Below are 26,554 nucleotides of genomic sequence, written 5' to 3' on the forward strand. Positions count from 1 at the left end.
CCCTACTTGTACATGGTCTGGTTCATGGTCCCCGGGGCGTAGACCTCTGGATCGACCCATACGTTGATCAGCGAGGGCTTGCCCGACTCCCTGGCCCGTTCGAGCGCGGGGCGGATCTCGGCGGGGTCGCGCACCTCCTCGCCGTGGCCGCCCAGGAGCTTGGCGAAGTCGCCGTAGCGGATGTCGCCCAGGGTGTTGCCGACGCGGGCCCGGTCCTCGCCGTACTTGGCGGCCTGGCCGTACCTGATCTGGTTCATGGAGGAGTTGTTGCCGATGACGCCGATGAACGGCAGGTCGAAGCGGACCATGGTCTCGAAGTCCCAGCCGGTCAGGCTGAAGGCGCCGTCGCCGAACAGGCACAGCACCTCCTTGTCCCGCCTGGCCTGCTTGGCGGCCATCGCGAAGGCCATGCCGACGCCGAGCGTCCCGAGCGGGCCGGGGTCCATCCAGTGGCCGGGCGACTTGGGCTGCACGACCTGGCCGGAGAAGGTGACGATGTCACCGCCGTCGCCGATGTAGATCGTGTCCTCGGTCAGGAACTCGTTGATCTCGTGGACCAGGCGGTAGGGGTCGATGGGCTGGGCGTCGGAGAGCTGGCGGGGCAGCCGCTTCTCGTACGCCTTCGTCTCGACCGCGCGCAGCTCCTCGATCCACTCCTTGCGCCGGGCCGCGGCGCTCTCGATCCGGCCGCTGGCGGCCTGGGCCGCCGCCGCCAGGATGAGGCCGGCGTCGCCCACGATCCCCAGATCGATGTCCCGATTTTTCCCGACAGTGCGGTAGTCGAGGTCGATCTGGACCACCGTCGCGGACGGGGAGAGCCGCTTGCCGTAGCCCATCCTGAAGTCGAACGGGGTGCCGACGATGATGATCAGGTCGGCCTCGGTGAAGGCGTACCTGCGGCTGAGCTGGAAGTGGTGCGGGTCGCCCGGCGCGAGCGTGCCGCGGCCCGAGCCGTTCATGTACGCCGGCACGTTCAGCGCCCTGACGAAGTCGATGGCGGCGTCCGTCGCCCGGCACGTCCACACCTGGCTCCCGAGCAGGATGCACGGCTTCTCCGCGTGGGCCAGCAGATCGGCCAGCCGCTCGATCGCCTCCGGGTCGCCGGCCTGCCTGGTGGAGGCCCGGTAGCGGCCGGGCTCGGGGATGCGCGCCTTCTCCAGCGGCACCTTCGCGTCGAGCACGTCGCGCGGGATCTCCAGGAACGACGGCCCGGGAGCGCCGTGATAGCACTCGCGGAAGGCCATCGACACGATATCGGCCACCCGTTCCGTGCTGGGCACCGTCGCGGCGAACTTGGTGATCGGGGTCATCATGTCCACGTGCGGCAGGTCCTGCAGCGAGCCCATCTTGTGCTGGCTCAGCGCTCCCTGGCCGCCGATGAGCAACATGGGGCTCTCCGCGCGGAAGGCGTTGGCCACGCCGGTGACCGCGTCGGTCGTGCCCGGCCCCGCCGTGACCACCGCGCAGCCGGGCTTGCCGGTGATGCGCGCGTAGCCGTCCGCGGCGTGCGCGGCCACCTGCTCGTGGCGTACGTCGATGACCTCGATGCCCTCATCGACGCAGCCGTCGTAGATATCGATGATGTGGCCGCCGCAGAGGGTGTAGATCACGTCCACGCCCTCGGCCTTGAGCGCCTTCGCTACGAGATGACCGCCGGAGATCGTTTCAGACATCGTGCCGCCCTTTCCTGGCAACGGAGCCCACTGTCTTCCGCATACTGCATACCGTATGAACGCAATGCTTACTCTCTCGTGCCAGACCTGTCTAGACCCCGGCGGGCAACTCGATCAGCTCCACCTGCTCACCGGCCCACCCCGGCGGGACGGCGGCCAGGGCGTCGGCCAGCGCCGCTCCCCAGAGCGAGCCCGGGCGGTCGTGGCCCACGGGAACGGCGCCCCGGCCCGACCTCCGTACCGGGACCAGGCGGGTGTCGTGGGGGTGCGCCCGTACCTCGCCGGCCAGGGCGCTCGCCTCGTGCCGCACCGGCGTACCGGCCAGCTCGCGCAGGATGGGGGCCAGCAGGGTGAGGGCGGCGGCGAGGGCCGCGAACGGGTTCCCCGGCAGGCCCACGAGCAGGCGCCCGCCCGGCAGCCTGGCCAGCAGCTGCGGGTGGCCCGGCCGCACGGCCACGCCGTCGATCAGCACGTCGGCACCCAGGTCGCCGAGCACCTTCCGCAGGTGATCGGCGGGCCCCTTCGCGGAGGCCCCGCACACGACCAGCACGTCAGCCGCCGAGGCCGGCGCGAAGGCGGCCCCGGGCGACGCGCTGGCAGGCCCGGGCGGCGCGGTGGCGGGCCTGGATGGGAGGGCGAGGGCGTCGTGGAGGGGGTGAGCGCCGTCGGGGAGCCGGAGCGTGCCGGCGATCCGGCCGCCGGCCCACTCGACCAGCCCGGGCAGGAACGGCCCGATGGCGTCGCGGACGCGTCCGGGCCCGGGGAGCCCTTGCTGGACCACCTCGTCCCCGGTGACCAGCACCGTCACGCGCGGCCTGGGGCGGACCAGGAGCACGTCGTGCCCGAGCCCCGCGGCCAGCCCGAGCGCCACGGGCGTCACCACCGTGCCCGCGCCCAGCACGACAGCGCCCTCGGCGATGTCCTCGCCCCTGCGCCGGATGTGCCGCCCCACCTCCACGGCGCCCTCGATCCAGACGTCGTCGCCCCATGCGGGAACCCTCGCCGCCCGCATGCGCGACACCGGCCCACCCGAAACCGGACCACTTGACGCCGACCCGCCTGAGGCCGGTGCGATCGTGACGCGCTCCCATGGGACCACCGCCTCGGCGCCGCCGGGCACCGGGGCGCCGGTGGCGATCTCCACCGCCTCCCCCGGCCGCAGCTCCGCCGCGTGCACGGCGCCCCCGGCCAGCACGCGCCCGACCACGCGCCAGGGGCCATCCCCCGCCACGGCGTAGCCGTCCATCGCCGACACGTCCGCCCCCGGCACGGCGACCAGGGCGCGCAACGGCACGGCCAGACGGGAGCCGAGCGCCTCGTCAAGGGGCACCGGCACGGGTTCCAACGGACAGGCAGCCTCGGCCGCGAGCGCTCGCGCGGAGGTCCATGACATCGCTTCCACCACTGGATCATGCCGAACATCGGTCACTGGCACGCTCCTTGACCCGTTTTTTTCCATACTGTATACCGAATGCACGACGATGGGCCGCGGCCGGCGGCCCTCGCGAGTTACGGGACCAGTACCCATTGCGGGCCGCGATCAGCGAGCCGCCTCCAGGTCACGGAAACCCGGACTGACAATCCGACGCGAGAACGGAGCGCAGCATGAAGGTCGCTGTTCTTGGCGCCGGCGCCATCGGCGCGTACGTGGGGGCCGCCCTCCACCGGGCGGGAGTCGAGGTGCACCTCATCGCGAGAGGCCAGCACCTGCAGGCGATCCGTAGCGCCGGTGTGCGGGTGCTCACCCCCAGGGGCGACTTCGTCGCCCATCCCCACGCCACCGACGACCCCGCACAGGTCGGTCCGGTGGACCACGTCTTCCTGGGCCTCAAGGCGAACAGCTACGCCGCGTCCGGCCCCATGATCAAGCCGCTGCTGCACGGGACCACGAGCATCATCGCCGCGCAGAACGGCATCCCCTGGTGGTACTTCCACGGGCTCAAGGGCCCCCACGAGGGCTACCGCATCGAGAGCGTCGATCCCGGCGGCGCGGTCACGGCCGCGCTGCCGCTGCACCGCGCGATCGGCTGCGTCGTCTACGCCGCCACCGAGATCGAGGAACCGGGCGTGATCCGCCACCTCGAAGGCACCCGCTTCTCCATCGGCGAGCCGACCGGCGAGCTGACTGTACGCTGCACCGCCTTCAGCGAGGCCGCCGTCGCGGGCGGGCTCAAGTGCCCGGTGGAGCGCGATCTCCGCCGGGACGTCTGGATCAAGCTGATGGGCAACATCGCCTTCAACCCGATCAGCGCGCTGGCCAGGGCGACCATGGCCGGGATCTGCCGCCACGACGGCGCCAGGGAGCTGGTCGTGGCCATGATGCGGGAGACGGTCGAGGTGGCCCGGCGGGTCGGCTGCGATCCGGGGATCTCGATCGAGCGCCGGCTGCGGGGCGCGGAGAAGGCGGGCGAGCACAAGACCTCCACACTTCAGGACCTGGAGAAGGGCAAGCCGCTGGAACTGGACGTGCTGCTGGCCGCGGTGGTCGAGCTGGCCGACCTGACCGGCGCCGACGTGCCGACGCTGCGTGCGATCCACGCGGTCAGCGATCTGCTGAACGAGAACCTTGTCCGCGCGGTCTAGCTGGGAATACCGTAGTCTGTATACAGAATGGAGGGATCATGAGCTATGACCGCCTGACCCATCCACTGGTGCGCGAGAACGGCGTGCTGCGCGAGGCGACGTGGGACGAAGCGCTGGAGCGAGCGGCCGAGGGTTTTCGCCGCAACGTCGCCAGACACGGCCCCGACAGCTTCGCGATGCTGTCGTGCGCCCGTTCCACCAACGAGATGAACTACGTCGGGCAGAAGTTCACCCGCGTGGTGATCGGCACCAACAATGTGGACTCCTGCAACCGCACCTGTCACGCGCCCAGCGTGGCGGGGTTGTCGGCGGTGTTCGGCAGCGGTGGCGGCACCTCCTCCTACCAGGAGGTGGAGGACACCGACGTGATCGTGATGTGGGGCTCAGCGGCGCGCAACGCCCACCCCATCTTCTTCCAGCACGTGTTGAAGGGGATCCGCAAGGGCGCGCGGATGTTCGCGGTGGACCCGCGGCGCACCGGCACCGCCCAGTGGGCCGATCTGTGGCTGGGGCTCAACGTGGGCACCGACATCCCGCTCGCCCACGCGGTGGCCCGCGAGATCATCCACGCCGGGTTGCACAACGAGGAGTTCATCGAGCGCGCCACCACCGGCTTCGAGGAGTTCAAGGCGTCGGTCGAGCCGTGGACGCTCAGCGCCGCCGAGCAGGTCACCGGCGTGCCGGGGGCGGCCATCCGGGAGCTGGCCCACGCCTACGCCCGCGCCGACCGCGCCCAGCTCTGCTGGACGCTCGGCATCACGGAGCACCACAACGCGACGGACAACGTACGAGCGCTGATCAACCTGTCCCTGCTGACCGGCCACGTCGGCCGCTACGGCTCGGGCCTGTCGCCGTTACGCGGCCAGAACAACGTGCAGGGCGGCGGCGACATGGGCGCCATCCCCAACCGGCTGCCCGGCTTCCAGGACCTCCTCGACCCGGGCGTCAGGGAGCGCTTCGAGGGCGTGTGGGGCAAGGAGATCCAGCCCAGGTACGGGCGCAACCTGACCCAGATGCTGGAGGGAATGGCCGACGGCGAGGTGACCACCTGCTACCTGATCGGTGAGAACCCCGTGCAGTCCGAGGCCGACTCGCTCGCCTGCATCAAGCGCCTGTCCATGCTCGACCACCTCGTCGTGCAGGACATCTTCCTCACCAAGACCGCCCAGATGGCCGACGTCGTGCTGCCGGCCAGCGCCGCGTGGTGCGAGGCCGACGGCACGTTCACCAACAGCGAGCGCCGGGTCCAGCGGGTGCGCAAGGCCCTGGAGCCGCCGGGCGAGGCCCGCGACGACATCTGGATCATGTGCGAGCTGGCCCGCAGGCTCGGCCACGACTGGCACTACGACGGCGCGGAAGAGGTCTGGAACGAGCTGCGCGCCCTGTCCCCCCAGCACGCGGGCATGACCTACCAGCGGCTGACCGATCTTCAGGGCATCCAGTGGCCCTGCCCGTCGGAGGACTCCCTGGAGCCGCCCTACCTGCACGGGCGGCTGTGGGAGAGCGACCCGGTCCGGCGGGGCACGCCGGCGCCGTTCGCGGTGCTGCGGCACTCGCCGCCGGTGGACCTGCTGGACGAGGAGTATCCGCTGCGGCTGACCACCGGCCGCCGGCTCGACTCCTACAACACCGGCGTGCAGTCGTCGGGGTTCGCCTCGCCCCTGCGCCGTGGCGAGACCGTCGAGCTGTGCCCGGAGGACGCCGAGCGCCTCGGTCTGGTCGCGGGCGAAGAGGTGCGGATCAGCTCGCGGCGCGCCTCGGTGATCGCGCCGGTGTACATCGACCCCGCGCTGCGGCCCGGGCTGGTGTTCATGACCATGCATTTCCCCGACGACGTGGACACCAACTCCCTCACCATCGAGGCGACCTGCCCGATCGCGGGCACGGCGGAGTTCAAGGCGGCGGCCGTACGCGTCGAGAAGCTCGTCAAGGCCGGGTGATCAGATGGATTTGAGATTCCGTGGCGCTGAGCCGTCCGAGGAGGAGCGCGCGGCGGTCGACGCCCTGCTGGGTGCGCCCGCCACCGCCTGGGACGGCGGTACGAGGACCGACGCCGACCTGCGCTCGGCCGCCAAGTCCGAGTCCGCCCGCGACCTGCTGCTGCCCGCGCTGCACGCGGTCAACGACCGGATCGGGTGGATCAGCGAGGGCGCGCTCGAATACATCTGCCGGCGGCTCACCGTGCCGCCGGCGGAGGCGTACGGCGTGGCCACCTTCTACTCGTTGTTCTCCATGGAGCCGCGCCCCGAGCGGGTGCTGCACGTCTGCACCGACCTGGCCTGCCAGGCCAAGGGCGCACAGCGCGTACGCGACCAGGTCGAGGAGCGGCTCGGCCCGCCGGGCACGTCCTGGCACGAGAGCCCCTGCCTCGGCCTGTGCGAGCGGGCCCCGGCCGCGCTCGCCCTCCAGGCCGGCCTCCCGCCCAAGGCCCAGGTGTACGCCCCGGCGAACCCCGACAGCATGGTCAGCACCGCCGCCGACGCCGTCGCCACCGCGCCGAGCCCCAACGGCAGCACGCCGCGGCTCGACGTGGCCGGGGACGCGCCGGTCGCCAAGGCGGTGCCGCAGGCCGGGCAGCCCGGCCTGACGCTGCTGCGGCGGGTCGGCACGGTCGATCCCACGAGCCTGGACGCCTACCGGGCGGCCGGCGGCTACAGCGCCCTGCGCAGGGCGTTCGAGCTCGGGCCCGCCGGGGTGATCCGCGAGGTGCTGGATTCCGGCCTGGTCGGCAGGGGCGGCGCGGCCTTCCCGACCGGCCGCAAGTGGGAGGCGACCGCCCGGCAGCCCGACCATCCGCACTATCTGGTGTGCAACGCCGACGAGAGCGAGCCTGGCACGTTCAAGGACCGGGTCATCATGGAGGGCGACCCGTACGCGCTGGTCGAGGCCATGACGATCGCCGCCTACGCCACGGGCTGCGCCAAGGGATACCTCTACATCAGGGGCGAATATCCCCGGGCGACCGCCCGGCTCCAGCACGCCATCGCCACCGCGCGCTCCCGCGGGCTGCTCGGCGACGACATCCTCGGCAAGGGCCTGTCGTTCGACATCGAGCTGCGAAGAGGCGCGGGCGCGTACATCTGCGGCGAGGAGACCGCGATCTTCAACTCCATCGAGGGCCACCGCGGCGAGCCGCGCAGCAAGCCGCCGTTCCCCGTGGAGAAGGGCCTGTTCGGCAAGCCGACGGTGGTCAACAACGTGGAGACCCTGGTCAACGTGCTGCCGATCCTGGAGGGCGGCGCGCAGGCGTACGCGGCGGCCGAGCCCAAGCTCTTCTGCGTCTCCGGCGCGGTCGAGCGGCCCGGCGTGTACGAGCTCACGTTCGGCGCCACCCTGCGGGAGCTGCTGGAGCTGGCCGGGACCACCGGCACGACCAGGGCGGTGCTGCTCGGCGGCGCGGCCGGCGCGTTCGTCACCGACCTGGACATCCCGCTCACCTTCGAGGGCACCAGGAGCGCGGGGGCGACGCTCGGCTCCGGCGTGGTGCTCGTCATCGACGACACCGTGGACCTGAAGCGGCTCCTGCTGCGCATCGCGGAGTTCTTCCGCGACGAGTCCTGCGGCCAGTGCGTGCCCTGCCGGGTGGGCACCGTACGCCAGGAGGAGGCCCTGCACCGGCTGTCGGGCCGGGTCGATCAGAGCGATCTCGTGCTGCTGCGCGAGGTCGGCCAGACCATGCGCGACGCCTCGATCTGCGGCCTCGGACAGACCGCCTGGAACGCCGTCGAATCGGCCATCGACCGCCTGGGAGTGTTCAAATGATCCCGCTCCAGCCGCCCCGGCGGCTCATCGACGTCGAGATCGACGGCGAGGCCGTCCGCGTGCCGGAAGGCTCGACCATCCTCGACGCCTGCTCGGCGGCCGGGAAGGACATCCCGACCCTCTGCTACGGCGACACGCTCACCCCGAAGAACGCCTGCCGCGTCTGCGTCGTGGAGGTGGAGGGCGCGAGGACCCTGGCGCCCGCCTGCTCCAGGAAGGCCGAGGCCGGCATGAAGGTCGGCACGGACACCGACCGGGCCAGGCAGAGCCGCAAGGTGGTGCTGGAGCTGCTCGGCTCCTCGGTGGACCTGTCGACCACGCCCAGGGCCGCCGAATGGGTCGCCGAGTACGGCGCCGACCCCGCCAGGTTCGGCCCCGGCGCGGCCACCGTCGAGCAGCCCGCGAAGGTGGACAACGACCTCTACGTACGCGACTACAGCAAGTGCATCATGTGCTACAAGTGCGTGGACGCCTGCGGCGACCAGTGGCAGAACACCTTCGCCATCGCCGTCGCCGGCCGGGGCTTCGACTCGACGATCTCCACGGAGTTCGACGCCCCGCTCACCGACTCGGCCTGCGTCTACTGCGGCAACTGCGTCGAGGTGTGCCCGACGGGGGCGCTGTCGTTCAAGACCGAGTTCGACATGCGGGCCGAGGGCACCTGGGACGAGACGCGGCAGACGGAGACCACGACGATCTGCAGTTACTGCGGGGTCGGCTGCAACCTGACCCTGCACGTGCAGGACAACAAGATCGTCAAGGTGTCCTCGCCGCACGACAACCCGGTCACCAAGGGCAACCTGTGCGTCAAGGGCCGCTTCGGGTACGGCTATGTGTAGCCCGACGGCCCGGCGGAACGGCGGGCCCGGTGTCTAGGGTCACCGTCAAGCGGCACATCCTGCGCGTCAAGGACACCGCCCGCACGCGCAGGATCGACTCGCTGGCCGCCGAGGAGCCGCTGGAGATCCGGCTCGACGGCACGCCGCTGACCGTCACCATGCGCACCCCCGGCGACGACTTCGACCTCGCCGCCGGGTTCCTGGTCAGCGAGGGCGCGGTGGGCTCGCCCGACGACATCGCCACGATCCGCTACTGCGCGGGCGCGACGGTGGACGACGGCAACACCTACAACGTCCTGGACGTGCGGCTGGCGCCCGGCGTGCCGGCGCCGGAGCCGCGTAATTTCTACACCACCTCCTCCTGCGGCGTCTGCGGCAAGGCGTCGCTGGAGGCGGTGCGCACCGTGGCCCGGTGGAGCGCCGGCGACGACCCGGTCCGGCTGACGCAGTCGGTCGTCGCCGCGCTCCCCGACCGGCTGCGTGCGGCCCAGCGGGTGTTCGACCGGACGGGCGGGCTGCACGCGGCCGGGCTGTTCACGGCGGACGGCGAGCCGCTGTGCGTGCGGGAGGACGTGGGCCGGCACAACGCGGTGGACAAGCTGCTCGGCTGGGCGCTCAGGAACGACCGGCTCCCGTTGCGCGGCACCGTGCTGATGGTGTCGGGACGGGCGTCGTTCGAGCTGGTCCAGAAGGCGGTCATGGGCGGCGTCCCCGTGCTCGCCGCGGTCTCGGCGCCGTCCTCGCTCGCGGCCGAACTGGCCGCTGAAGAGGGGCTGACGCTCATCGGGTTCCTGCGCGGGGATTCGATGAACGTCTACACGGGCGAGCGGCGCCTGAACGTCACCCCGAGCGGCGGCTACGGCTCAGCCGCCGCTCAGAGCACGGGGTGACAACAGGGATGCCGTACGGCCGCGCTGGCCCCCAGCCGCCGTATGGCGTCCCCTGTTTCCAGCTCAACGCCGCGCCCGCTCACGCGTCCCCGACCCGCCGGGCGAGGGCCTGCCCTGAGGGAAGGTCCCGCACGAAGGCCCGCAGGGCGGCCATGGCCGGTTCGAGGTCGGCGTCCAGGGCGTCGATGGCGGCGTAGAGGTCGTCCTCGATCGCGGCGATCCGGCGAGCGAGCTCCTGTCCCTCCTGGCTGAGGGTGAGCTCGATGTGGCGGCGGTCGTGTTCGAGGGTCTGGCGGCGGACGAGACCGGCCTGGACGAGCCGTTCGACGAGGCGGCTGGGGCTGTTGCCGCTCTCGCAGACGAGCAGGTCCCCGAGGCCGGACAGGGTGAGGGGCTGGCGGTCCTGGAGGAGGCGGAGGACCTCGGCCTGGGACGAGGTGACGCCCAGCGGCTTGAGCGCCTGCCCGAGCAGCCGGTTGCCCTCACGCTGGGCGGCCAGCACCAGGTAACGGAACTCCTCAGCGGGACGCATACGCGGCACTCTCACCAATACCCTCCGCGGCGGCAAGGGCGGCGGCCGCTCCGGGGTCGTGGGCGGCCAGGATCCTCAGCCCGGGGTTACGGCGGCGGAACTCGTTGACCAGCGCGGTGCTGGCGCGCAGCTCGTTCTGCTCGCCGACCCCCGCGAGGTGCCCCTCCCGCAGCAGGTGGTCGTCGTAGGTGAGGTCGCCGACCATCAGCAGCGGGTCGCGGCCCGGCCGCCGGACGAGCAGGGACACCGAGCCCGGGGTGTGGCCGGGCGTGGGCACCAGCACCAGCGACCCGTCACCGAACAGGTCGTGGCCTTCGGTGAAGGGGGCGATGCCGGGCACGGGCCGGAAGCCGGGATGGCGCAGGCGCAGCCCGGGAAGGTCGATGTGGTCGCGCAGCAGCCCGCGCAGCTCGGGGCGGGCCTCGTGGAGCGTGGCCCACTCCTGCGCGCTCACCATGATCTCGGCGTGGGCCAGCTCGCGCAGCCCGCCGATGTGATCCTGGTGCAGGTGGGAGATGATCGCGGTCCGCACGTCGGCGATGTCGAGACCCCGGGCCGCCAGCTGGGCGGTGAGGGTCTGATCCGCGTCGATCTCGAACCGGGCCAGGCGCTTGTAGAACAGCCCGACCGGCCCGCCCGGGAAGTAGCGCGGGTCGGTGACCGACGACCGATCCTGGCCGGTGTCGAACAGCACCAGGCCGTTGTCGTGCTCGATCACGTACACGTTGATGGGACGGGGGACGGTCCACCGCCGCGACGTCATGACCCACCAGTAGAGCGGCTTGCCCGAGGCCTGGACGTGCTCGGGGTGGATGGTCACGGTGCCGGTGCTCACTACGGAGACCTTCTTGATTGCCATGGCGATTACATTACACGACATATATGTCGTGTCAACTAATAGCGGTGAAGCAGGTCACCCCTTCGGCTCAGCGCCCGGTGGTCGCCCCGCAAACCCCGGGCCGCGGCGGGAGATTTTGACAACCGTTTTCATTTTGGCGCATACTGACTCACATGATGTCAGGATTTTCCCGGTCGTGTGCTGCCGGTTTGCTGGCCGGAGCCACCCTGCTCACCACCGCCGCCTGTGGCTCCGGTGCCGCTGAGACTCCCCCAGGGCAGGGCGACAAACCCGAAGTGGTCGCCGCGTTCTACCCGCTGCAGTGGCTGGCCGAGCAGGTGGGCGGATCCGATGTGCAGGTGACGGGACTGACCGCTCCCGGCGTGGAGCCGCACGACCTGGAGCTGGGCATCCAGCAGGTGACCGGCATCCGCGACGCCGCGCTGACCGTCTACATCAAGGGCATCCAGCCCGCCGTGGACGACGCGGTCGAGGCGGAGACGAGCTTCGACGCCGCGACCGCCGTCACCACCATCCCCGCGGGCGAGCACGCCGGCGAGGAGGGCGAGGAGCACGGCCACGCGGAGACGCCTTATGACACCCACCTCTGGCTCGACCCAAACCGCCTGGCCACCGTCGCCACCAAGCTCGGCGAGCGCCTGGCCGCCGCCGACCCCGCGCACGCGCAGGGCTTCAAGGACCGCGCCGCCGCGGCAGTGAGCGCGCTCGGCACGCTCGACCAGGAGTTCGCCAAGGGCCTGAGCACGTGCAAGACCAAGACGCTGGTCACCGCGCACGAGGCGTTCGGCTATCTGGCCGACCGCTACCAGCTCAAGCAGGTCGGCATCACGCTCGACCCCGACACCGAGCCCTCCCCCACGCGCATCTCCGAGGTGGCCAAGGTCGCCAAGGCCGAGGGCGTGACCACGATCTTCACCGAGACCCTGGTCAGCCCCAAGGTGGCCGAAGTGCTCGCGAGCCAGGTCGGGGCGAGGACGGCGGTGCTCGACCCGCTGGAGAGCAAGCCCTCCGGCGATTACCTGTCTGCCATGCGCGATAACCTCAAAACCCTACAAACAGCACTGGGGTGTACGGCATGAACGAAACGGCCTTCGCGATGACCGACGGCCGGGTCTCCTTCGATGGCAAGCCCGTCCTTCGGGGGATCGACCTGACCGTATGTCCCGGGGAGGTCGTCGCCCTCCTGGGCGCCAACGGCTCCGGCAAGTCCACCCTGGTCCGCGCGCTGCTCGGCCTCACGCCGCTGACCGGCGGCAAGACCCTCATGTACGGCTCGCCGCCCGGCAAGTTCCGCGACTGGTGGCGCATCGGCTACGTGCCGCAGCGGCTCCAGGTCGGCGGCGGCGTGCCCGCGACCGTCCGCGAGGTCGTCGCCTCCGGCCGCATCGCCAGGCAGAGCAGGCTGCGCAGGACCAGCGCGGCCGACAAGGCGGCGGTCTCGTCCGCGCTGGAGGCCGTCAGGCTGGCCGACCGCGCCGGTGACCCCGTCCAGTCGCTGTCCGGCGGCCAGCAGCAGCGGGTGCTCATCGCCCGCGCGCTGGCCGGGGAGCCGGACACATACGTGATGGACGAGCCCACGGCGGGCGTGGACGCCGAGACCCAGCAGTTGCTCGCCGACACGCTCTCCGGGCTGGTGCGTGACGGCAAGACGGTCGTGCTGGTCGCGCACGAGCTCGGCCCGCTGGAGCCGGTCATCACGCGCGGCGTGGTGATCCGCGAGGGACGCGTCGCGCACGACGGCAGGCCGCCGCGGCCGGAAGGCGAGTGCGCCAGGCCCGGACACGAACACCAGCACCCGCACGCCACCGAGACGACGGCGGGACCGCTCACTGGCTGGCAGGGGGAACCACGGTGATCTTCGAGCTGTTGCAGGAGGAGCTCTTCCAGCTCGCGCTGGTCGCCGCGCTCCTGGTGGGGCTGTGCGCGCCCGCCGTGGGGACGTTCATCGTGCAGCGCCGGCTGGCGCTGCTGGGCGACGGCGTCGGCCACATCGCGCTGACCGGCGTGGCGCTGGGCTTCCTGACCGGGACGGCCCCCGTCCTGACCGCCGTGATCGTGTCCGTCGTCGGCGCGGTGGCGATCGAGCTGGTCAGGGCGCGCGGCCGGACGAGCGGTGACGTGGCGCTGGCGCTGCTGTTCTACGGCGGGATCGCGGGCGGCGTCATGCTCATGGGCATCGCGCCGGGCGGCAGCAACGCGAAGCTGAACTCCTACCTGTTCGGCGCCATCGCCAGCGTCACTCCGCAGGACATCTGGGTCATCGGGGCGCTGGCCGTCGCCGTGATCGCGGTGGTCCTGATCTTCGGCAGGGAGCTGTTCGTGCTCTGCCAGGACGAGGAGATGGCCAGGGCCAGCGGCCTGCCGGTGCGCTTCCTGAGCCTGCTGATCGCCGTCACGGCCGCGCTCACGGTCGTCATCGCCATGCGGGTGGTCGGCCTGCTGCTGGTCAGTGCGCTCATGGTGATCCCGGTGGCCACCAGCCAGCAGCTCACCAGGGGTTTTCGTTCGACGATGGCACTGGCGGTGCTGTTCGGCGTGCTCGCGTCCGTCGGCGGGCTGCTGGCCTCCACGTACTCGGCTAAGGTTCCTCCTGGCGCCGCGATCGTGCTTCTTGCGCTCGCCGGCTTCGTCCTGGCCCTCGGGGTCGGTAAATTCGTACGGCGAGCCCGTATCCAGGAGTCAACAGTGAGCGAGCGACCAAAGCTGCGCGTCGAGGAGGTCGCATGACCACGAGGCGCGATGCCGTGCACGACACCCTCCGCAACAGTGAGGGCTTCCGCAGCGCCCAGGACGTCTACGCCGAGATGCGCCTGCACGGCGCCAAGATCGGCCTGACCACCGTCTACCGCGCCCTGCAGGCGCTGGCCGACGGGGGCAAGGTCGACGTGCTGCGCACGGACGAGGGCGAGTCCGTCTATCGCGCGTGCGCCACCGACAGCCATCACCACCATCTGGTCTGCCGCCGCTGCGGGCACACCGTGGAGGTGGCCGGGCCCGCGGTCGAGCGCTGGGCGGAGATGGTCGGCACCGAGCACGGCTTCACCGAGATCACTCACACGGTCGAGGTCTTCGGCACCTGCTCGTCCTGCTCGTCGACGGTCAGGGCGGGCTGAGCGCGGCGAGAGCCGTACAACACGCCCAGCACGATCACCGCGCACCCGGCGAGCTGCGGCAGTGACGGGCGCTCGTCGAGCAGCAGCGTCGACAGCGCCACGGTCGTCATGGGCTGCACCAGCAGCAGCAGCGCGGTGAGCGCGGCGGGCTGGCGCGGCAGCGAATACGTGATCAGCGACCAGCCGAGCACCTGCGGCCCCAGCGCGAGCAGCAGCAGCCAGCCGTGCGCGGGCCAGCTCGGCGCCGGGTCCGCTCCCCCGAACATCGGGCTGAGCAGCGCGATCAGCACGGTGGCGACGACCGTCGCGTGCGCCAGCGGCCCCACCGCCCGCTGCGGGCCGGCCTTCAACAGCAACAGGAACGCCGCGTACGCGATCGACGTGGCCACGCCGGCGAGCACGCCCATGACCGGATCGCGCCCGTAGGCGGCGCTGTCGAAGACGCCGGAGATCAGCACCACCCCGGCGAACACGACGGGCGTCGCCACCATCAGCCGTGACGAGGGCCGCTCGCTGAACAGCGCCCAGGCGGCGAACGCCACGATGAACACCTGCAGGTTGCCCAGCACGGTCGCCAGGCCCGCGCCCACGTAGTCGATCGCGTGGTGCCAGAAGAGCAGGTCGAACGCGAAGACCACCCCGGCCAGCCAGCCCAGCACCATCCCCTTGACCGGCAGCGGCCCGAGCCGGCGCCGCTCCAGCCAGGCCAGCACGAGCATGGGCGGCACGGCGTACGCGCAGCGGAACAAGGCGGACGTGGCCGGCGATACACCAGAGAGCCGGACCAGGGGCGCGGAGGTGGAGATGATCAGTGCCCCGGCGATCGCGATCAGCACGATACGCCGATGTGCACTCATGGAAACCCCCGGATACCCGCGCAGGAGATACGCTGCGACCACGCTAGGACCCGGAGCGGACAGGAGTCAACATGCCGTTTGGCCATGACATGGTGCATTCTTTGGCCACCGTTGTCGAGCTGGTCAACACCTCGCCGTCCACCGGCGGCGACGACGGCCTGGCCACCCTGGCCGATCTCCAGGCGTTCGTGCACTCCCACCAGATCAGCGGCATCGGCGCGCTCACCGCCCGCGACCTGGGGCAGGTGCGGCTCGTCCGCGAGGCGTTCCACCGCGTCTTCGTCGCGCCCGACCAGCCGAGCGCCGTACGCACCCTGAACGCGCTGCTGTCGGAGACCAGGATCACGCCGAGGCTCACGGAGCACGACGGCCACCCGCTGCACGTCCACTACTTCGCGGCGGACGCGACGCTGGCCGAGCACGTGGCGGCCGACTGCGGGGTGGCGCTGGCGCACCTGCTGGTCGAAGGGGAGATGGAGCGCCTGCGCACGTGCTCGGCGCCCGACTGCGACCGCGTCTTCGTCGACGAGTCACGCAACCGGTCGCGCGTCTACTGCGACAGCCGTACGTGCGGGAACCGGATGCACGTGGCCGCCTACCGCGCCCGCCGCCGGGCCTGAGCGCCCGTCAGCCGAAGTCGCGGCGGCGCAGGGCGAGCAGGCCGCCGCCCATGAGCAGCGCCGCGAGCGCCGTCAGGGTCAGGGCGGACGGCACGGCCGACGACGCCCCGATCAGCGCGTTCGGGACGTAGTGGAACGGCTCCAGCGGGCTCCCGCCCCACAGCCCGTACAACGGGCCGGCGACCTGCCCCGACGCGGCGGTCAGGAGCCACACGACCCAGGAGATCGCCACGCTCGCCCGGGGCAGCAGCCCGTAGGCGAGCACGCAGACCGCGCCCACGCACCAGGCCGCCGGCACGGTGCTCATCGCCCCGGCCAGGAAGCGCGGCAGGTCGGCGCCGAGGTCGCCGACGAGCAGTGCGTACACCGTGCCGAAGACCAGCCCCGCCACCGCCATCAGCGCCGCCGTGCCGAGCCCTGTGACCACCAGGTGCCCGGCCGCCCACCGCAGGCGGGTCAGCGGCGTGGCCTGTACGGCCTCCGCCCGGCCCGAGACCTCCTCCGACCGCAGCCGCAACGTCATGAGCACCGGATAGAGCGCCACGGCGTAGGCGAGGATCAGGATCAGGTACCACGAGTAGGCCCCGAGGGCCGCTTCGGCGGACACGCCGAGGACGCTCATGATGTTCTCGACCACGATGCTCGGCCGCGAGAGCAGGTCCTTGCTCAGGGGGCTCAGCCCGGCTCCGGCCGCGGCGAAGCACGCGACCCCGGCCGCCCACTTGACCAGCAGCCCGCGGTGCAGCCGCCAGGCCAGGCTGACCGGGCCGCGCAGCTCGGCCGCCTCCGCCTTGCCCAGGCGCTCGGGCAGCAGCCCCGAGCCGAGGTCGCGGCGGTCGAGCAGCCGGTAGGCCAGCGCGCCCAGGAGCCCGGCGGCCAGCACGGAGACGCCGAGCATCCACCAGCGCTCGCCCTGGTACGCCTGGACCAAATGGCTCCACCCGATGGGTGACAGGTCCTTCAGCCAGTACTGCCCGGCGGCGTCGCCCGCGTACCGCATCACGTAGGAGGCGCCGAGCACCGACAGGGCGATCGCCGAGGCCGTGCGGGCGTTCTTGGCCAGCTGGGCGGCGAGCGCGGCGACGGCCGCGAACACCCAGCCCGCGACCGTGATGGCGGCCCCGTACGCGATCGACCCGACCGGGTCGAACCCGATCGCGATCAGCACGGCGCCGGTCAGCACCCCGCCGAGCAGGCTGAGGCCGCCCGCCACCAGCAGGGCGGCGGTCAGCGGCGCGCGGCGGCCCACCACGCCGGCGCGGACCAGCTCGCTCCTGCCCGCGTCCTCCTCCCTGCGGGTGTGCCGCACGACCGACATGAGGGCCGCGAACGCGCTCGCCACGTACAGGAACCCGCCGCTGCGCCACGTCGCGAGCACCTCCAGCCGGGGCTCGGGGGTGCCGCCGCCGAGGGCGCGCAGGAAGGCGTTCGTGCTGATGAGGTCGACGTAGGTCGCCTTGAGCTCCGGGGTGCCCATGGCCCGTTCGACGTAGGAGACCATCACCAGGGCCAGGGACACGGTCAGCAGGATCCACCAGGGGGCGATGGCGCGCTCGCGGCGCAGGGCCAGGCGGACGAGGTGGCCGGTGCCCGCGAAGGCGCTCATCCGGCCGCCTCCGCACGTGTCAGCCTGGCTCTTCTTGGAGACCGCACCGCCATCATCTCCTATTCGCGTGTACAGCTCGCTATTCGTATGGATAGCAAGCTATACCCGCGTATAGTCAATAGTCCAGGCGGAATCCCCGGAACGCAGGAGAGCGGCAGGCTAGACCTGGTTGGGGATCGCGCCGCCGTAGCGGCGGTCGCGCTTGGCGTACGTCTCGCACGCCTCCCACAGGTCCCTGCGGTCGAAGTCGGGCCACAGCCGGTCGAGGAAGACCATCTCCGCGTACGCCGACTGCCACAGCAGGTAGTTCGAGAAGCGCTGCTCGCCTGACGAGCGCAGGAACAGGTCCACCGGCGGGATCTCCGGCTCGTCCAGATAGCGGGCGAACACCTTCTCGTTGACCTTGGACGGCTTGACCCGCCCCGCCACGATGTCCTCGGCCAGCTTGACCGCCGCGTCGACGATCTCGGCCTGCCCGCCGTAGTTGACGCAGAACTGCAACGTCAGCTTGCGGTTGGAGACCGTCATCTCCTCGGCCGTCTGCAACTCGGAGATGACGCTCTTCCACAGCCGCCCGGGGCGGCCGGCCCACCGTACGCGCACGCCCATGGCGTTGAGCTCGTCGCGCCGCCGCCTGATCACGTCGCGGTTGAAGCCCATGAGGAAGCGCACCTCGTCGGGCGAGCGCCGCCAGTTCTCGGTCGAGAACGCGAACGCGCTCAGGTAGGGGATGCCCAGCTCCAGAGCCCCTTCGATGACGTCGAACAGCGAGGACTCCCCCGCCTTGTGCCCCTCGGTGCGCGGCAGGCCCCGCGCCTTTGCCCAGCGGCCGTTGCCGTCCATGATGATGGCGACATGATCGGGCACCAGCTCGCGCGGGATCGGCGGCGGGGTCGCGCCCGACGGGTGCGGGGTCGGAGGTCGTACGTTCACACAGGCTCCCTTTCCACGTGTCGGAGAGAGCGTATTCCGTGTTCGAGGTGCCATTGCAGATATGCGGCCACGAGCCCGCTGCACTCGCTGCGATGGCGTGACTCCGAAGCGTCGGCGGCGGCCCAGTCGCCGCGCAGCAGCGCGGTCATGAGCCCGATCGTCTCTCCGGCGGGAACGGCCGAGCCGGCCGGCTTGCAGGCCCCGCACACGACGCCGCCGGCCACGATGGCGAACGCCCTGATCGCCGGCGCCCGGCACTTGGCGCAGGCGTCCAGCGCGGGGGCGTAGCCGGCCACGGCCAGCGAGCGCAGGAAATACGCGTCCAGCACGAGCCTGGCCTCGTGATCGCGGTCGGCCAGCGTGCGCAGCCCGCCCACCAGCAGCAGGAACTGCCGCAGCGCCGGCTCCTTCTCCCCGTGCGTCAGCCGGTCGGCCGTCTCCAGCATGGCGCTGCCGGCGGTGTAGCGGGGATAGTCGGCGGCCAGCGCCTCCCCGTAAGGTCTGAGCGTCTCCGCCTGAGTGACGACGTCGAGCGTACGCCCGGTGTGGAGCTGCAGGTCGACGTGCGTGAACGGCTCAAGCCTGGCCCCGAAGCGCGAGGTCGTCCGGCGGACACCTTTCGCCACGGCCCGGATCTTCCCCGTCCGCTTTGCCAGGATGGTGATGATACGGTCGGCCTCTCCGAGCTTCTGTGTACGCAGAACCACGCCTTCGTCACGGTAGAGACTCACTCGGACATCTTACGGCCGCTCTCTATACCGGCGGTCGGGACGTTACGGGCATGCTCTGGTGACCCGACTTTGCGTGACCCTCACTAGACTTTGACGTCTGTCCCCGCATTACCCGTTGTTCAACCCCCCGCTACTGCCTCGAAAGGGAGTCATGACCCGCGTGGTCCTGCTGGGCGCCTCGCCCGGCCCCGACACCTCTCCGACCGGCCTGAGGCTGGCCGCGCTACCCGGCAATCCCTCCGTGGCCGAGCGGCTGCGCAGCCAGCTCACGACCATGGATCCGCGACCAGCCGCGATCGAGTCAGGCGACGTGGCCGCCGCTCTGCGCGCACTGGCCGACGTCGCGGAGTCCGCAACGGAGAACCTCTTCATCATCCCGGAAAACTCGGTGGTGCACGACGAGCTGATCTACCAGATCAGCAAGGCCAAGCGCGGCGCGCTGGCACTCGTCGCCAAGGAGCCGCGTGCGGGGGTGACCGAGGAGGCGCAGGAGGACTCCGTCCAGGAGGAGACGGTCCCGATCGACGAGGCGGAGCCCGAGATCGGCCTCAACCGCCTGGAGGGGCTGCCCGTGCGCTCGCGCGTCGGCAAGTCCCGCGTCGTGTCGGTCGGCACCGCCAACCACGCCGTGACCAGGCCCAACGCCGTTCTGCTCGGCCCGCTGCACGTGAGCGCGCGCAACGCGCCGGTCCTGGCGCAGACGTGCCGCGAGCTGGCCGAGATGGCCGACGCGTTCGGCGCGGACGACGACCTGATCCAGCTCGTCGTGTTCGGCCTGGTGCGCAACGGCGTGTCGGTCGGCATCCGCGGCCGCCGCGACCTGTTCTACCGCCGGGTCACCACCCAGGAGGAGATCAACGAGGCCGGCGCCGAGATGGCCGGCATGAACGAGGACCGGGCCAGGCTCGACAACGCGGTCAAGGGCGCGGACGGCTTCTTCACCACCTACTTCGTCTCCACCTACTCGCGCTTCATCGCCCGCTGGGCGGCCAGGCGCGGGCTGACGCCCAACCAGGTGACGCTGATCTCGATCGTGCTGGGCGTGGCCGCCGCCGCCTGCTTCGCCACCGGCGACCGGCCGTGGATGGTGGCGGGCGGCGTGCTGATCTACTTCGCCTTCGTCTTCGACTGCGTCGACGGGCAGGTCGCCCGTTACGCCCGCAAGTTCGGGGTGCTGGGGGCGTGGCTGGACGCCACGTTCGACCGGTTCAAGGAATACGTCGTCTTCGCCGGACTGGCCGTCGGCTGGGTGGTCTCCGGCAACGGCGACGACATCTGGATCCTCGCGCTGGCCGCGATCGGCCTGCAGTCGGTGCGCCACCTGCTCGACTTCTCCTTCGGCATCTCCAACCGCCGCAAGCCCCCGTCCCCGCTGCCCACCGTGCCGCTGGACGCCCCCGACGACCGCAGCCTCCGCCAGGCACTCGTACGCCGTAAGGTGGAGCGCAGCCAGGGTCTGCGTGGCGTGCTCAAGATGTGGACGCGGGCGGGCAAGTTCCGCGCCGTCCACTGGGCGCGCAAGATGATCGTGTTCCCCATCGGCGAGCGGTTCGCGGCCATCGCGATCACCGCCGCCCTCTTCGACGCCCGGATCACCTTCCTCACGCTGGTGATCTGGGGCTCCGTCGCCGCCGCCTACACCCTCACCGGACGCCTCATGAGGTCGCTCGTATGATCACCGCTCCGCAGGCCATGGCCACCCCCACGCCGGACCCCGACGAGGAACGCCGCCGCATCCAGACCGCCCGCCTGCTCGCCTACCGCGACGACGGCCCGCTCGCCCACGCGCTGTCGGGCAAGCTCGGCAAGGGCCTGCCGCCCGTGCCCGCCGCGCTCATCGCCCTGCTGGCCGTCGTGGCCGTCACCGTCACCGGCCTGCTCACCTCCGGCCCGATCCTGCTCCTGCCTGTGGCGATCATGCTGCTGCTCGTGCTGCCCACGACGCCGCGCGACCACCTGGGCCGCTTCGACTGGCTCACGCCGCCGCTGCTGCGCGGTGCCGAGTTCTTCGCCATGATCGCGATCGGCCTGGCGGGCGGGGCGCCCAAGTGGCTGCTGTTCGTGCTGGTGTACGTCGTGGGTTATCACACTTACGACACGGTTTACCGGACCCGGCAGAGCATCTGGCCGCCCGCGTGGGTCTTCCACGCGGGGCTCGGCTGGGAGCTGCGCCTGCTGATCATCGGGGTGGGCGCCGCCCTTGACGTGCTGACGCCCGTGCTGGCGGTTTTGACGGCGTACTTGTTCGTGCTGTTCGCGGTGGAGAGCGTGACGAGCTGGGTGCGCCTCGACAAGGCCTCCGCCCAGGCGGGCGCCGACGCCGAACAGGACCTTGAGGCATCCCCGGAAGACGCCCTCGAACAAGCCACCGGCGAAGCAGAAAAGGGCTGACCCGACGACCGTCTTACCTCCGTGATCCTGCGGCGCCGCACCCTGTGCGGCGCCGCAAGTCGTTTCACCGCCTTTCGCCGGCGGCCCTCCGGGGAGACGCCCGCTGACTCTTCACCGGCTGGCCGCCGAAACGGCGCGACGTGGGCCGGTTACGTGGTCACGCAGGACACCGCGCCATCGGGTGACATCACCGCCATTCGGGGAAGTGGCCGATTAGTCTGGGGAGTCAGGGACACTCGGGCCGGGTGCCGGTCCGGCCGGAGCCGGGAGACGCGGATGGCGTTCTTGTCGCGGCTGTTCAAGCGGGACGATCCGCCGGCCGAGCGGGAGGAGGCCCGTCGGCGGGGGATGAGGGACGCCCGCGAACACCCTTTAGGCGAGTTCACGAATCCGGAGTTCCAACCTTCTTATGTGACGGAGATCCGCGCCCGGGCCCGCGAACAGGTCACCGAGGTGGACCGGCGACTCGCCACCGCGCGTACGGCGTTACTCGAGCGGGCGCTGGGCGCGCGCGAGGTCATCCTGCGGGAGCTGGGCAGGAGCGACACCCGGCCGGAGCCGGCCGCCGCCTCCGCGAACGGCCACGCCGCCACGGCCCACGACGGGTCCGAGCCGGAGCCTGACCGTCCCCGGGGCCCGCGCGAGGAGGAACGGCCGCCGGTGGATCCGTTCATCTCGATCGCCGAGGCCAGGGTGCGGCGGGCGGAGGCGCGGCGGCGGGCCGTGGTCGAAGAGGCGAACGCCAACGTGCAGCGGGCCCGAGCCCGCATCGAGCACCTCACCCAGGAGTGGGAGAGCGCGCTGATCGACCGCGACCACGAGGTGGAGGCCGTGCACGCCCGGGCCGAGCAGCTCATCGCGGCCTACAAGAGCGGCGTGCTCAAGGCGCATCCGCGCAAGGAGGAGATCCCGTCCCTGTGGAAGGGCGAGGTCATCGCGGTGGACGCCACGAGGGGCACTCCCGCGGCCGTCTCCGGGCGCGAGGAGATCGGGCGGATCCTGCGCGAGGTCGAGGAGCGGATCGAGGTGTGGCACGCCGAGGTCCTGCCCAGGGAGTTGCCGAGGGATTCCGCCCGGGGGCCGCGCGGCGAACGTCCCGCCGAGCTGCCGGAGGGACGGCAGCACCAGCTGTCCCCCGCCCCCTCAGGCGCCACGGACGAGCCGCCTGCCCCGGAGGCCGTGGACACCTCGGAGGGCCCAGGCCAGGCGGAGTCTCGGCGGGATCGGCGGGATCGGCAGGAAGGCGACTGATGGCGGAGGAGAGCGGCGGCAAGGAGAGCCTGCGGCGGGCGTCAGGAGCGGTGGCGGTGCTGGCCCTGGCGCTGACGGGGGTGGCCGGGTGCGGCACGGAGGCCAAGGGCGTCTGCGGCGTGATCGTCGACTCCACCAGCTACGCCGACCCCGCCACGTCGAGAGCCGACGTCACCTCGAAACTCCCGCCCTTCGCCCAGGGTTGCGACTGGATCGCCTTCGCGGCGGTCACCGGCAGCTCGGAGAGCAGCACCTGCCGCCAGGACCCGGTCGCCATCGCCGCCACCCAGGCCGAGAACCCCAACGACAACCCCATGGTCGAGGACCGCGTCAGAGCGCACCGCATCACGGAGGTGCTGCCGAGGGCGGTCAAGCTGTTCGACTGCCCCACCGAGGGCCAGGGCTCGGACGTGCTGGGCGCGCTGCGGTACCTGGTCAAGCAGCTCAGCGCTCAGCGGCGGCCGGATCAGGCGCACCAGATCATCGTGTTCAGCGACCTGATCAACAACCGGGGCGACCTGGACATCAACCGGCTGGACCTGAACGAGGGCGCGCGCAAGCAGAAGATCCAGGAGCTGAAGACCGCGCGCCTGCTGCCCGACCTGACCGGCTACGCGGTGACCGTCCACGGCTTCCTGCGGGAGAAGACGTCCAGCCCTGACAGGTTCCCCCTGCTCGAAGGCTTCTGGAAGGAGGCGTTCGAGGCCGCCGGCGCCACCACCGTGGACCTGCTCTGAGCGGGCTTCCGCGGACCCGGCCTCCTGTTCGCAACTGCCCGCCGGGGCTCGACCCGAGAGCGCTCTCTCCTGTCTCTCCCCAGGGCGCATCACAGCCGCGACTACCTGTCAGTGCGGAATATTGACAGGAAGTAAGCCCTGTGTTCACATCGCCTGAGAGAGCGCTCTCTCTCCGCCTCCACACCCCCTCTGGAGCAAGAATGACGACAACGACCCGGCACCGGCGCCGCCTGGCGGCAGTGGCCGCGGTGCTCCTGGCACTCACCGGCCTGCTCGTCAAAGTGGCCGTCAGCGCCTCCGCCACCGTCCCCGCGACTCCGTCGGGCTGGTCTCTGGTCTGGTCCGACGACTTCAACGGCAGCGCGAACACCCTGCCCTCGTCGTCCAACTGGATCATCGACACGGGACACGCGTACCCGGGCGGCCCCGGCAACTGGGGCACCGGTGAGATCCAGAACTACACCTCCAGCACCTCCAACCTCAGCCTCGACGGCTCGGGCAACCTGCGCATCACGCCGCTGCGCAGCTCATCGGGCGAGTGGACCTCGGCCCGCATCGAGACCAGGCGGGCCGACTTCAAGCCCGCCGACGGGCGCGTCCTGCGCATCGAGAGCCGCATCCAGATGCCGAACGTGACCGGCAACGCCGCCCTCGGCTACTGGCCGGCGTTCTGGGCGCTCGGCGCGCCGTACCGGGGGAACTACTGGAACTGGCCGGCCATCGGCGAGTTCGACATCATGGAGAACGTCAACGGCATCAACTCCGTCTGGGCCGTGCTCCACTGCGGCGTCAACCCGGGCGGGCCGTGCAACGAGACCACCGGCCTCGGCGCCAACCGCGCCTGCCCCGGCTCCACCTGCCAGGCGGCCTACCACACCTACCGCTTCGAGTGGGACCGCAGCGTCAGCCCGAACCAGCTGCGGTGGTACGTGGACGGCCAGCAGTTCCACAGCGTGAGCCAGTCGCAGTTCGACGCGACGACCTGGAGCAACATGACCGGGCACGCGGGCTACTTCCTGCTGCTGAACGTGGCCATGGGCGGCGCCTTCCCCAACGCGCTGGGCGGCCAGACGCCGACGGCGGCGACCGTGCCGGGCAGGCCGATGATGGTGGACTACGTGGCGGTCTGGCAGAGCGGCACCGGCCCGACCCCGACCGTCACGCCGACCGTTCCCCCTGGGGGCGTCGACGCGCGTTCGACCATCCAGGCCGAGAGCTACCAGGCCCAGTCGGGCACCATCGTCGAGACGACCACCGACACGGGCGGCGGCCAGAACGTCGGGGCCATCTCCAACGGCGACTGGCTCCGCTTCGACGGGGTGAACTTCGGCACGGAGGCGGCCAGGCAGTTCAAGGCCAGGGTGGCCTCAGGAGCGGCGGCCGGGGTCAGCGGTCTGGTGCAGGTCCGGCTGGACAGCCCGACGGGCGCGGTCATCGGTGACTTCGCGCTGGCCAGCACGGGCGGCTGGCAGAGCTGGCGTACGGTGCCGGCGAACATCTCGGGCGTGACCGGCACGCACACGGTGTACCTGACCTTCAGCAGCGGCCAGCCGGCCGACTTCGTCAACGTCAACTGGCTCACGTTCTCGACCGCGTGAGCCGCCCGGGGCAGCCGCCGAGCCCGGCGCTCGGCGGCTGCGTCCGGCTCAGGAGCGGGTACGGCGCCGCAGGACGATGCGTTCCGCCCAGCTCGCGGCCTCCGGGTCCCGCAGGCCCTCCACCACTCCCCCGAGATAGGCCGTCGCCAGGCTGTCGAACCCGCTGTCCAGCTGCCGCAACCGGCTGGCCCTGCGCCGGTCCACCGCCTGGAGGAACTGGGCGACGCTCTCCGCGTAGCCCGCGTCCCGCTGGTAGGCCGCCTGGGCGGCGGCGCAGGTCCTGGCCTCGGCGTCACGCTTGGCGCGCAGCTCCCTGAGGCGGCGGTCGTTCGGGTTGTGCATCCTGCGGCCCAGGTCGGCGGCGATCAGGGCGGTGGCCACCAGGAGGGCCAGCAGGAGGATCATGGTGGGGAGCTGCCCCACGCCGTCCGAGGTGGGGCCGATCTCCTGGCCGTCCACCACCAGGGGCTTGACCAGGGCGTCCCGGCGCAGGACGGCGACCGCGACGATCAGTCCCAGCCAGACGAGCGCCACCCCGGCCAGCAGCCAGCGGCCCTTGGCCGAGCTGCCGTGCTCCTGCCAGGACCGGAACGCCCGCCCGTACATGTGCGGGGCCACCAGCATGATCAGGGCCGCGCCCGCGGCGAGCAGGGCGGTCATCGCAACGCTGTCGCCCCAGCTGAGGATCACCTGGTAGAGGATGGGCACCTCGACGATCAGGAGGAGCAGCAGCAGGAGCGCGGCCGGCAGCCAGCGGCGGATGACCGGCCAGTGGCTGCCGGAGATGGCGATCGAGCTCGGGCGGCCGTCACCCGGCCGTCTGCTGGGCTGCTCCAGCTCGGTGACCCGGTGCTGGCTGTCGTCGAGCGCCTTACGGGCCTCGCCGAACGTGCGCTGCGACTCCGCGAGCCGGATCTTCTGCGACTCGAACTCGGCCCGCGCCTGCTGGACCTCCTGCTCCGTACGGTCCTCGATCCTGGCCAGCTCCTCCAGGCGCTCGTCCTCCAGCTCGTGGAAGCGTGGCACGCTGCCGGTCTGGAGGGTGAGCGTGTCGATCTGTCCGTCGTTGGCATGGGCGCGGCCGAGCTCCCGCTCCTCCTGGCGGCGCCGCGGCCAGTCCGGCAGGTGGTAGAGGTCGCCGTCGTACGCGACGGCCGGCGCGATGCGCGTGACCTGACCAGGCTCGGCGGGCTCGTCCTGCTTCCGGCGAATGAAGCGCATCTGGCCTCCCACAGGGGGTTCTGACTTCGATGCTAAGTCCCGCCGCCGGAGACGGGGAGGAATGATGCCGGACGCGACAAGGGGTGAGAATGGTGGCGTGAGCGAACTGCCGGTGATCGATGTCGCGCCACTCCTCTCCGACGCCACCCGTCCGGATCCGGGCTCCCGCGGGAGCTCCGGCAAGCAGGCGGTGGCCGAGGCCATCGGGGCGGCCTGCCGGGACAACGGCTTCTTCTACGTCTCGGGCCACGGGGTGCCGCCGGACCTCCTCGCCCGGCTCGACCGGGCCAGCCGGGCCTTCTTCGCCCTGCCGGAGGAGGTCAAGGCCGAGATCTCGATGGATCGGGGCGGGCGGGCG

Annotated in this window: 25 protein-coding genes; 16 read left to right on the plus strand and 9 right to left on the minus strand. The window is 71.4% G+C overall.

Annotation, left to right across the window (positions count from 1 at the left end):
• Positions 1-2: 2 nt before the first annotated feature.
• Positions 3-1,673 carry a thiamine pyrophosphate-binding protein gene (locus ETD85_RS19740; protein ID WP_138691211.1) on the minus strand — a complete coding sequence of 557 codons (1,671 nt, stop codon included), beginning with the start codon at positions 1,671-1,673 and terminating at the stop codon, positions 3-5.
• A gap of 91 nt (positions 1,674-1,764) precedes the next feature.
• Positions 1,765-3,132 carry a molybdopterin molybdotransferase MoeA gene (locus ETD85_RS19745; protein ID WP_276617234.1) on the minus strand — a complete coding sequence of 456 codons (1,368 nt, stop codon included), beginning with the start codon at positions 3,130-3,132 and terminating at the stop codon, positions 1,765-1,767.
• A 146-nt stretch (positions 3,133-3,278) separates the two neighbouring features.
• Here ETD85_RS19745 and ETD85_RS19750 point away from each other — a divergent pair, with 146 nt between their 5' ends.
• Genes ETD85_RS19750 through fdhD form a run of 5 tightly spaced genes read left to right on the plus strand, consistent with a single transcriptional unit; the run spans position 3,279 to position 9,747 of the window.
• A complete protein-coding gene (locus ETD85_RS19750; protein WP_138691213.1) occupies positions 3,279-4,256 on the plus strand; it encodes a 2-dehydropantoate 2-reductase in 978 nt (325 codons plus the stop codon).
• A 38-nt stretch (positions 4,257-4,294) separates the two neighbouring features.
• Complete coding sequence (locus tag ETD85_RS19755; protein WP_138691214.1) at positions 4,295-6,196, plus strand: molybdopterin oxidoreductase family protein; 1,902 nt, start codon at positions 4,295-4,297, stop codon at positions 6,194-6,196.
• 4 nt (positions 6,197-6,200) lie between these two features.
• Positions 6,201-8,018, plus strand: a complete 1,818-nt coding sequence (locus tag ETD85_RS19760; protein ID WP_138691215.1) for an NAD(P)H-dependent oxidoreductase subunit E — start codon at positions 6,201-6,203, stop codon at positions 8,016-8,018.
• Positions 8,015-8,857: a 2Fe-2S iron-sulfur cluster-binding protein gene (locus ETD85_RS19765; protein WP_138691216.1), complete on the plus strand. Its 843-nt coding sequence runs from the start codon at positions 8,015-8,017 to the stop codon at positions 8,855-8,857. Before ETD85_RS19760 ends, ETD85_RS19765 begins: the two co-directional genes overlap by 4 nt.
• A gap of 29 nt (positions 8,858-8,886) precedes the next feature.
• Positions 8,887-9,747, plus strand: a complete 861-nt coding sequence (fdhD, locus tag ETD85_RS19770; protein WP_138691217.1) for a formate dehydrogenase accessory sulfurtransferase FdhD — start codon at positions 8,887-8,889, stop codon at positions 9,745-9,747.
• Positions 9,748-9,826: 79 nt separating this feature from the next.
• Here fdhD and ETD85_RS19775 read toward each other — a convergent pair whose 3' ends face one another.
• On the minus strand, positions 9,827-10,279 hold the full coding sequence (locus tag ETD85_RS19775; RefSeq protein WP_138691218.1) for a MarR family winged helix-turn-helix transcriptional regulator: 453 nt from the start codon (positions 10,277-10,279) through the stop codon (positions 9,827-9,829).
• On the minus strand, positions 10,266-11,138 hold the full coding sequence (locus ETD85_RS19780) for an N-acyl homoserine lactonase family protein (protein ID WP_138691219.1): 873 nt from the start codon (positions 11,136-11,138) through the stop codon (positions 10,266-10,268). Before ETD85_RS19780 ends, ETD85_RS19775 begins: the two co-directional genes overlap by 14 nt.
• A gap of 188 nt (positions 11,139-11,326) precedes the next feature.
• Here ETD85_RS19780 and ETD85_RS19785 point away from each other — a divergent pair, with 188 nt between their 5' ends.
• The 4 genes from ETD85_RS19785 to ETD85_RS19800 are packed head-to-tail and all read left to right on the plus strand — an operon-like array spanning position 11,327 to position 14,251.
• Entirely contained in the window at positions 11,327-12,217 is an 891-nt protein-coding gene (locus ETD85_RS19785) for a metal ABC transporter substrate-binding protein (RefSeq protein ID WP_240779254.1), read from the plus strand.
• Positions 12,214-12,993 carry a metal ABC transporter ATP-binding protein gene (locus tag ETD85_RS19790; RefSeq protein ID WP_138691220.1) on the plus strand — a complete coding sequence of 260 codons (780 nt, stop codon included), beginning with the start codon at positions 12,214-12,216 and terminating at the stop codon, positions 12,991-12,993. Before ETD85_RS19785 ends, ETD85_RS19790 begins: the two co-directional genes overlap by 4 nt.
• On the plus strand, positions 12,993-13,865 hold the full coding sequence (locus ETD85_RS19795) for a metal ABC transporter permease (protein WP_138691236.1): 873 nt from the start codon (positions 12,993-12,995) through the stop codon (positions 13,863-13,865). Before ETD85_RS19790 ends, ETD85_RS19795 begins: the two co-directional genes overlap by 1 nt.
• Positions 13,862-14,251 (plus strand): Fur family transcriptional regulator, encoded by a 390-nt coding sequence (locus tag ETD85_RS19800; RefSeq protein WP_138691221.1) that lies wholly within the window; start codon positions 13,862-13,864, stop codon positions 14,249-14,251. Before ETD85_RS19795 ends, ETD85_RS19800 begins: the two co-directional genes overlap by 4 nt.
• Here ETD85_RS19800 and ETD85_RS19805 read toward each other — a convergent pair.
• On the minus strand, positions 14,191-15,108 hold the full coding sequence (locus ETD85_RS19805) for a DMT family transporter (RefSeq protein ID WP_170246751.1): 918 nt from the start codon (positions 15,106-15,108) through the stop codon (positions 14,191-14,193). The genes ETD85_RS19800 and ETD85_RS19805 overlap by 61 nt on opposite strands.
• 92 nt (positions 15,109-15,200) lie before the next feature.
• Here ETD85_RS19805 and ETD85_RS19810 point away from each other — a divergent pair, with 92 nt between their 5' ends.
• Entirely contained in the window at positions 15,201-15,728 is a 528-nt protein-coding gene (locus tag ETD85_RS19810; RefSeq protein WP_338087153.1) for a CGNR zinc finger domain-containing protein, read from the plus strand.
• A 7-nt stretch (positions 15,729-15,735) separates the two neighbouring features.
• Here the strand turns inward: ETD85_RS19810 and ETD85_RS19815 are convergent, their stop codons facing one another.
• From ETD85_RS19815 to recO, 3 genes are all read right to left on the minus strand, one after another.
• Positions 15,736-17,334: an ABC transporter permease gene (locus ETD85_RS19815; protein WP_138691223.1), complete on the minus strand. Its 1,599-nt coding sequence runs from the start codon at positions 17,332-17,334 to the stop codon at positions 15,736-15,738.
• 159 nt (positions 17,335-17,493) lie between these two features.
• Positions 17,494-18,267, minus strand: coding sequence for an isoprenyl transferase (locus ETD85_RS19820; RefSeq protein WP_138691224.1), 774 nt, complete (start codon positions 18,265-18,267; stop codon positions 17,494-17,496).
• Positions 18,264-18,998: a DNA repair protein RecO gene (gene recO, locus ETD85_RS19825; protein WP_138691225.1), complete on the minus strand. Its 735-nt coding sequence runs from the start codon at positions 18,996-18,998 to the stop codon at positions 18,264-18,266. Before recO ends, ETD85_RS19820 begins: the two co-directional genes overlap by 4 nt.
• Positions 18,999-19,149: 151 nt before the next feature.
• Between recO and ETD85_RS66870 the strand changes: the two genes are divergently transcribed.
• The 5 genes from ETD85_RS66870 to ETD85_RS19850 all read left to right on the plus strand — a co-directional run bounded on the left by ETD85_RS66870 (position 19,150) and on the right by ETD85_RS19850 (position 24,975).
• Positions 19,150-20,673, plus strand: coding sequence for a CDP-alcohol phosphatidyltransferase family protein (locus ETD85_RS66870; protein ID WP_138691226.1), 1,524 nt, complete (start codon positions 19,150-19,152; stop codon positions 20,671-20,673).
• Entirely contained in the window at positions 20,670-21,389 is a 720-nt protein-coding gene (locus ETD85_RS66875) for a DUF5941 domain-containing protein (RefSeq protein WP_138691227.1), read from the plus strand. The genes ETD85_RS66870 and ETD85_RS66875 overlap by 4 nt, the downstream gene beginning before the upstream one ends.
• A 411-nt stretch (positions 21,390-21,800) precedes the next feature.
• Complete coding sequence (locus ETD85_RS19840) at positions 21,801-22,640, plus strand: hypothetical protein (RefSeq protein WP_138691228.1); 840 nt, start codon at positions 21,801-21,803, stop codon at positions 22,638-22,640.
• Positions 22,640-23,377: a vWA domain-containing protein gene (locus ETD85_RS19845; protein ID WP_138691229.1), complete on the plus strand. Its 738-nt coding sequence runs from the start codon at positions 22,640-22,642 to the stop codon at positions 23,375-23,377. The genes ETD85_RS19840 and ETD85_RS19845 overlap by 1 nt, the downstream gene beginning before the upstream one ends.
• Positions 23,378-23,577: 200 nt before the next feature.
• A complete protein-coding gene (locus tag ETD85_RS19850; RefSeq protein ID WP_138691230.1) occupies positions 23,578-24,975 on the plus strand; it encodes a glycoside hydrolase family 16 protein in 1,398 nt (465 codons plus the stop codon).
• 48 nt (positions 24,976-25,023) lie between these two features.
• Here ETD85_RS19850 and ETD85_RS66880 read toward each other — a convergent pair whose 3' ends face one another.
• Positions 25,024-26,196, minus strand: a complete 1,173-nt coding sequence (locus tag ETD85_RS66880; RefSeq protein WP_138691231.1) for a hypothetical protein — start codon at positions 26,194-26,196, stop codon at positions 25,024-25,026.
• Between the two features lie 97 nt (positions 26,197-26,293).
• Here ETD85_RS66880 and ETD85_RS19860 point away from each other — a divergent pair.
• Positions 26,294-26,554: 2-oxoglutarate and iron-dependent oxygenase domain-containing protein (locus tag ETD85_RS19860; RefSeq protein ID WP_206058413.1), on the plus strand; the 261-nt coding region annotated here is incomplete at its 3' end.

This window comes from Nonomuraea zeae, assembly GCF_005889725.1.
GTDB classification, from domain to species: Bacteria; Actinomycetota; Actinomycetes; order Streptosporangiales; family Streptosporangiaceae; genus Nonomuraea; species Nonomuraea zeae.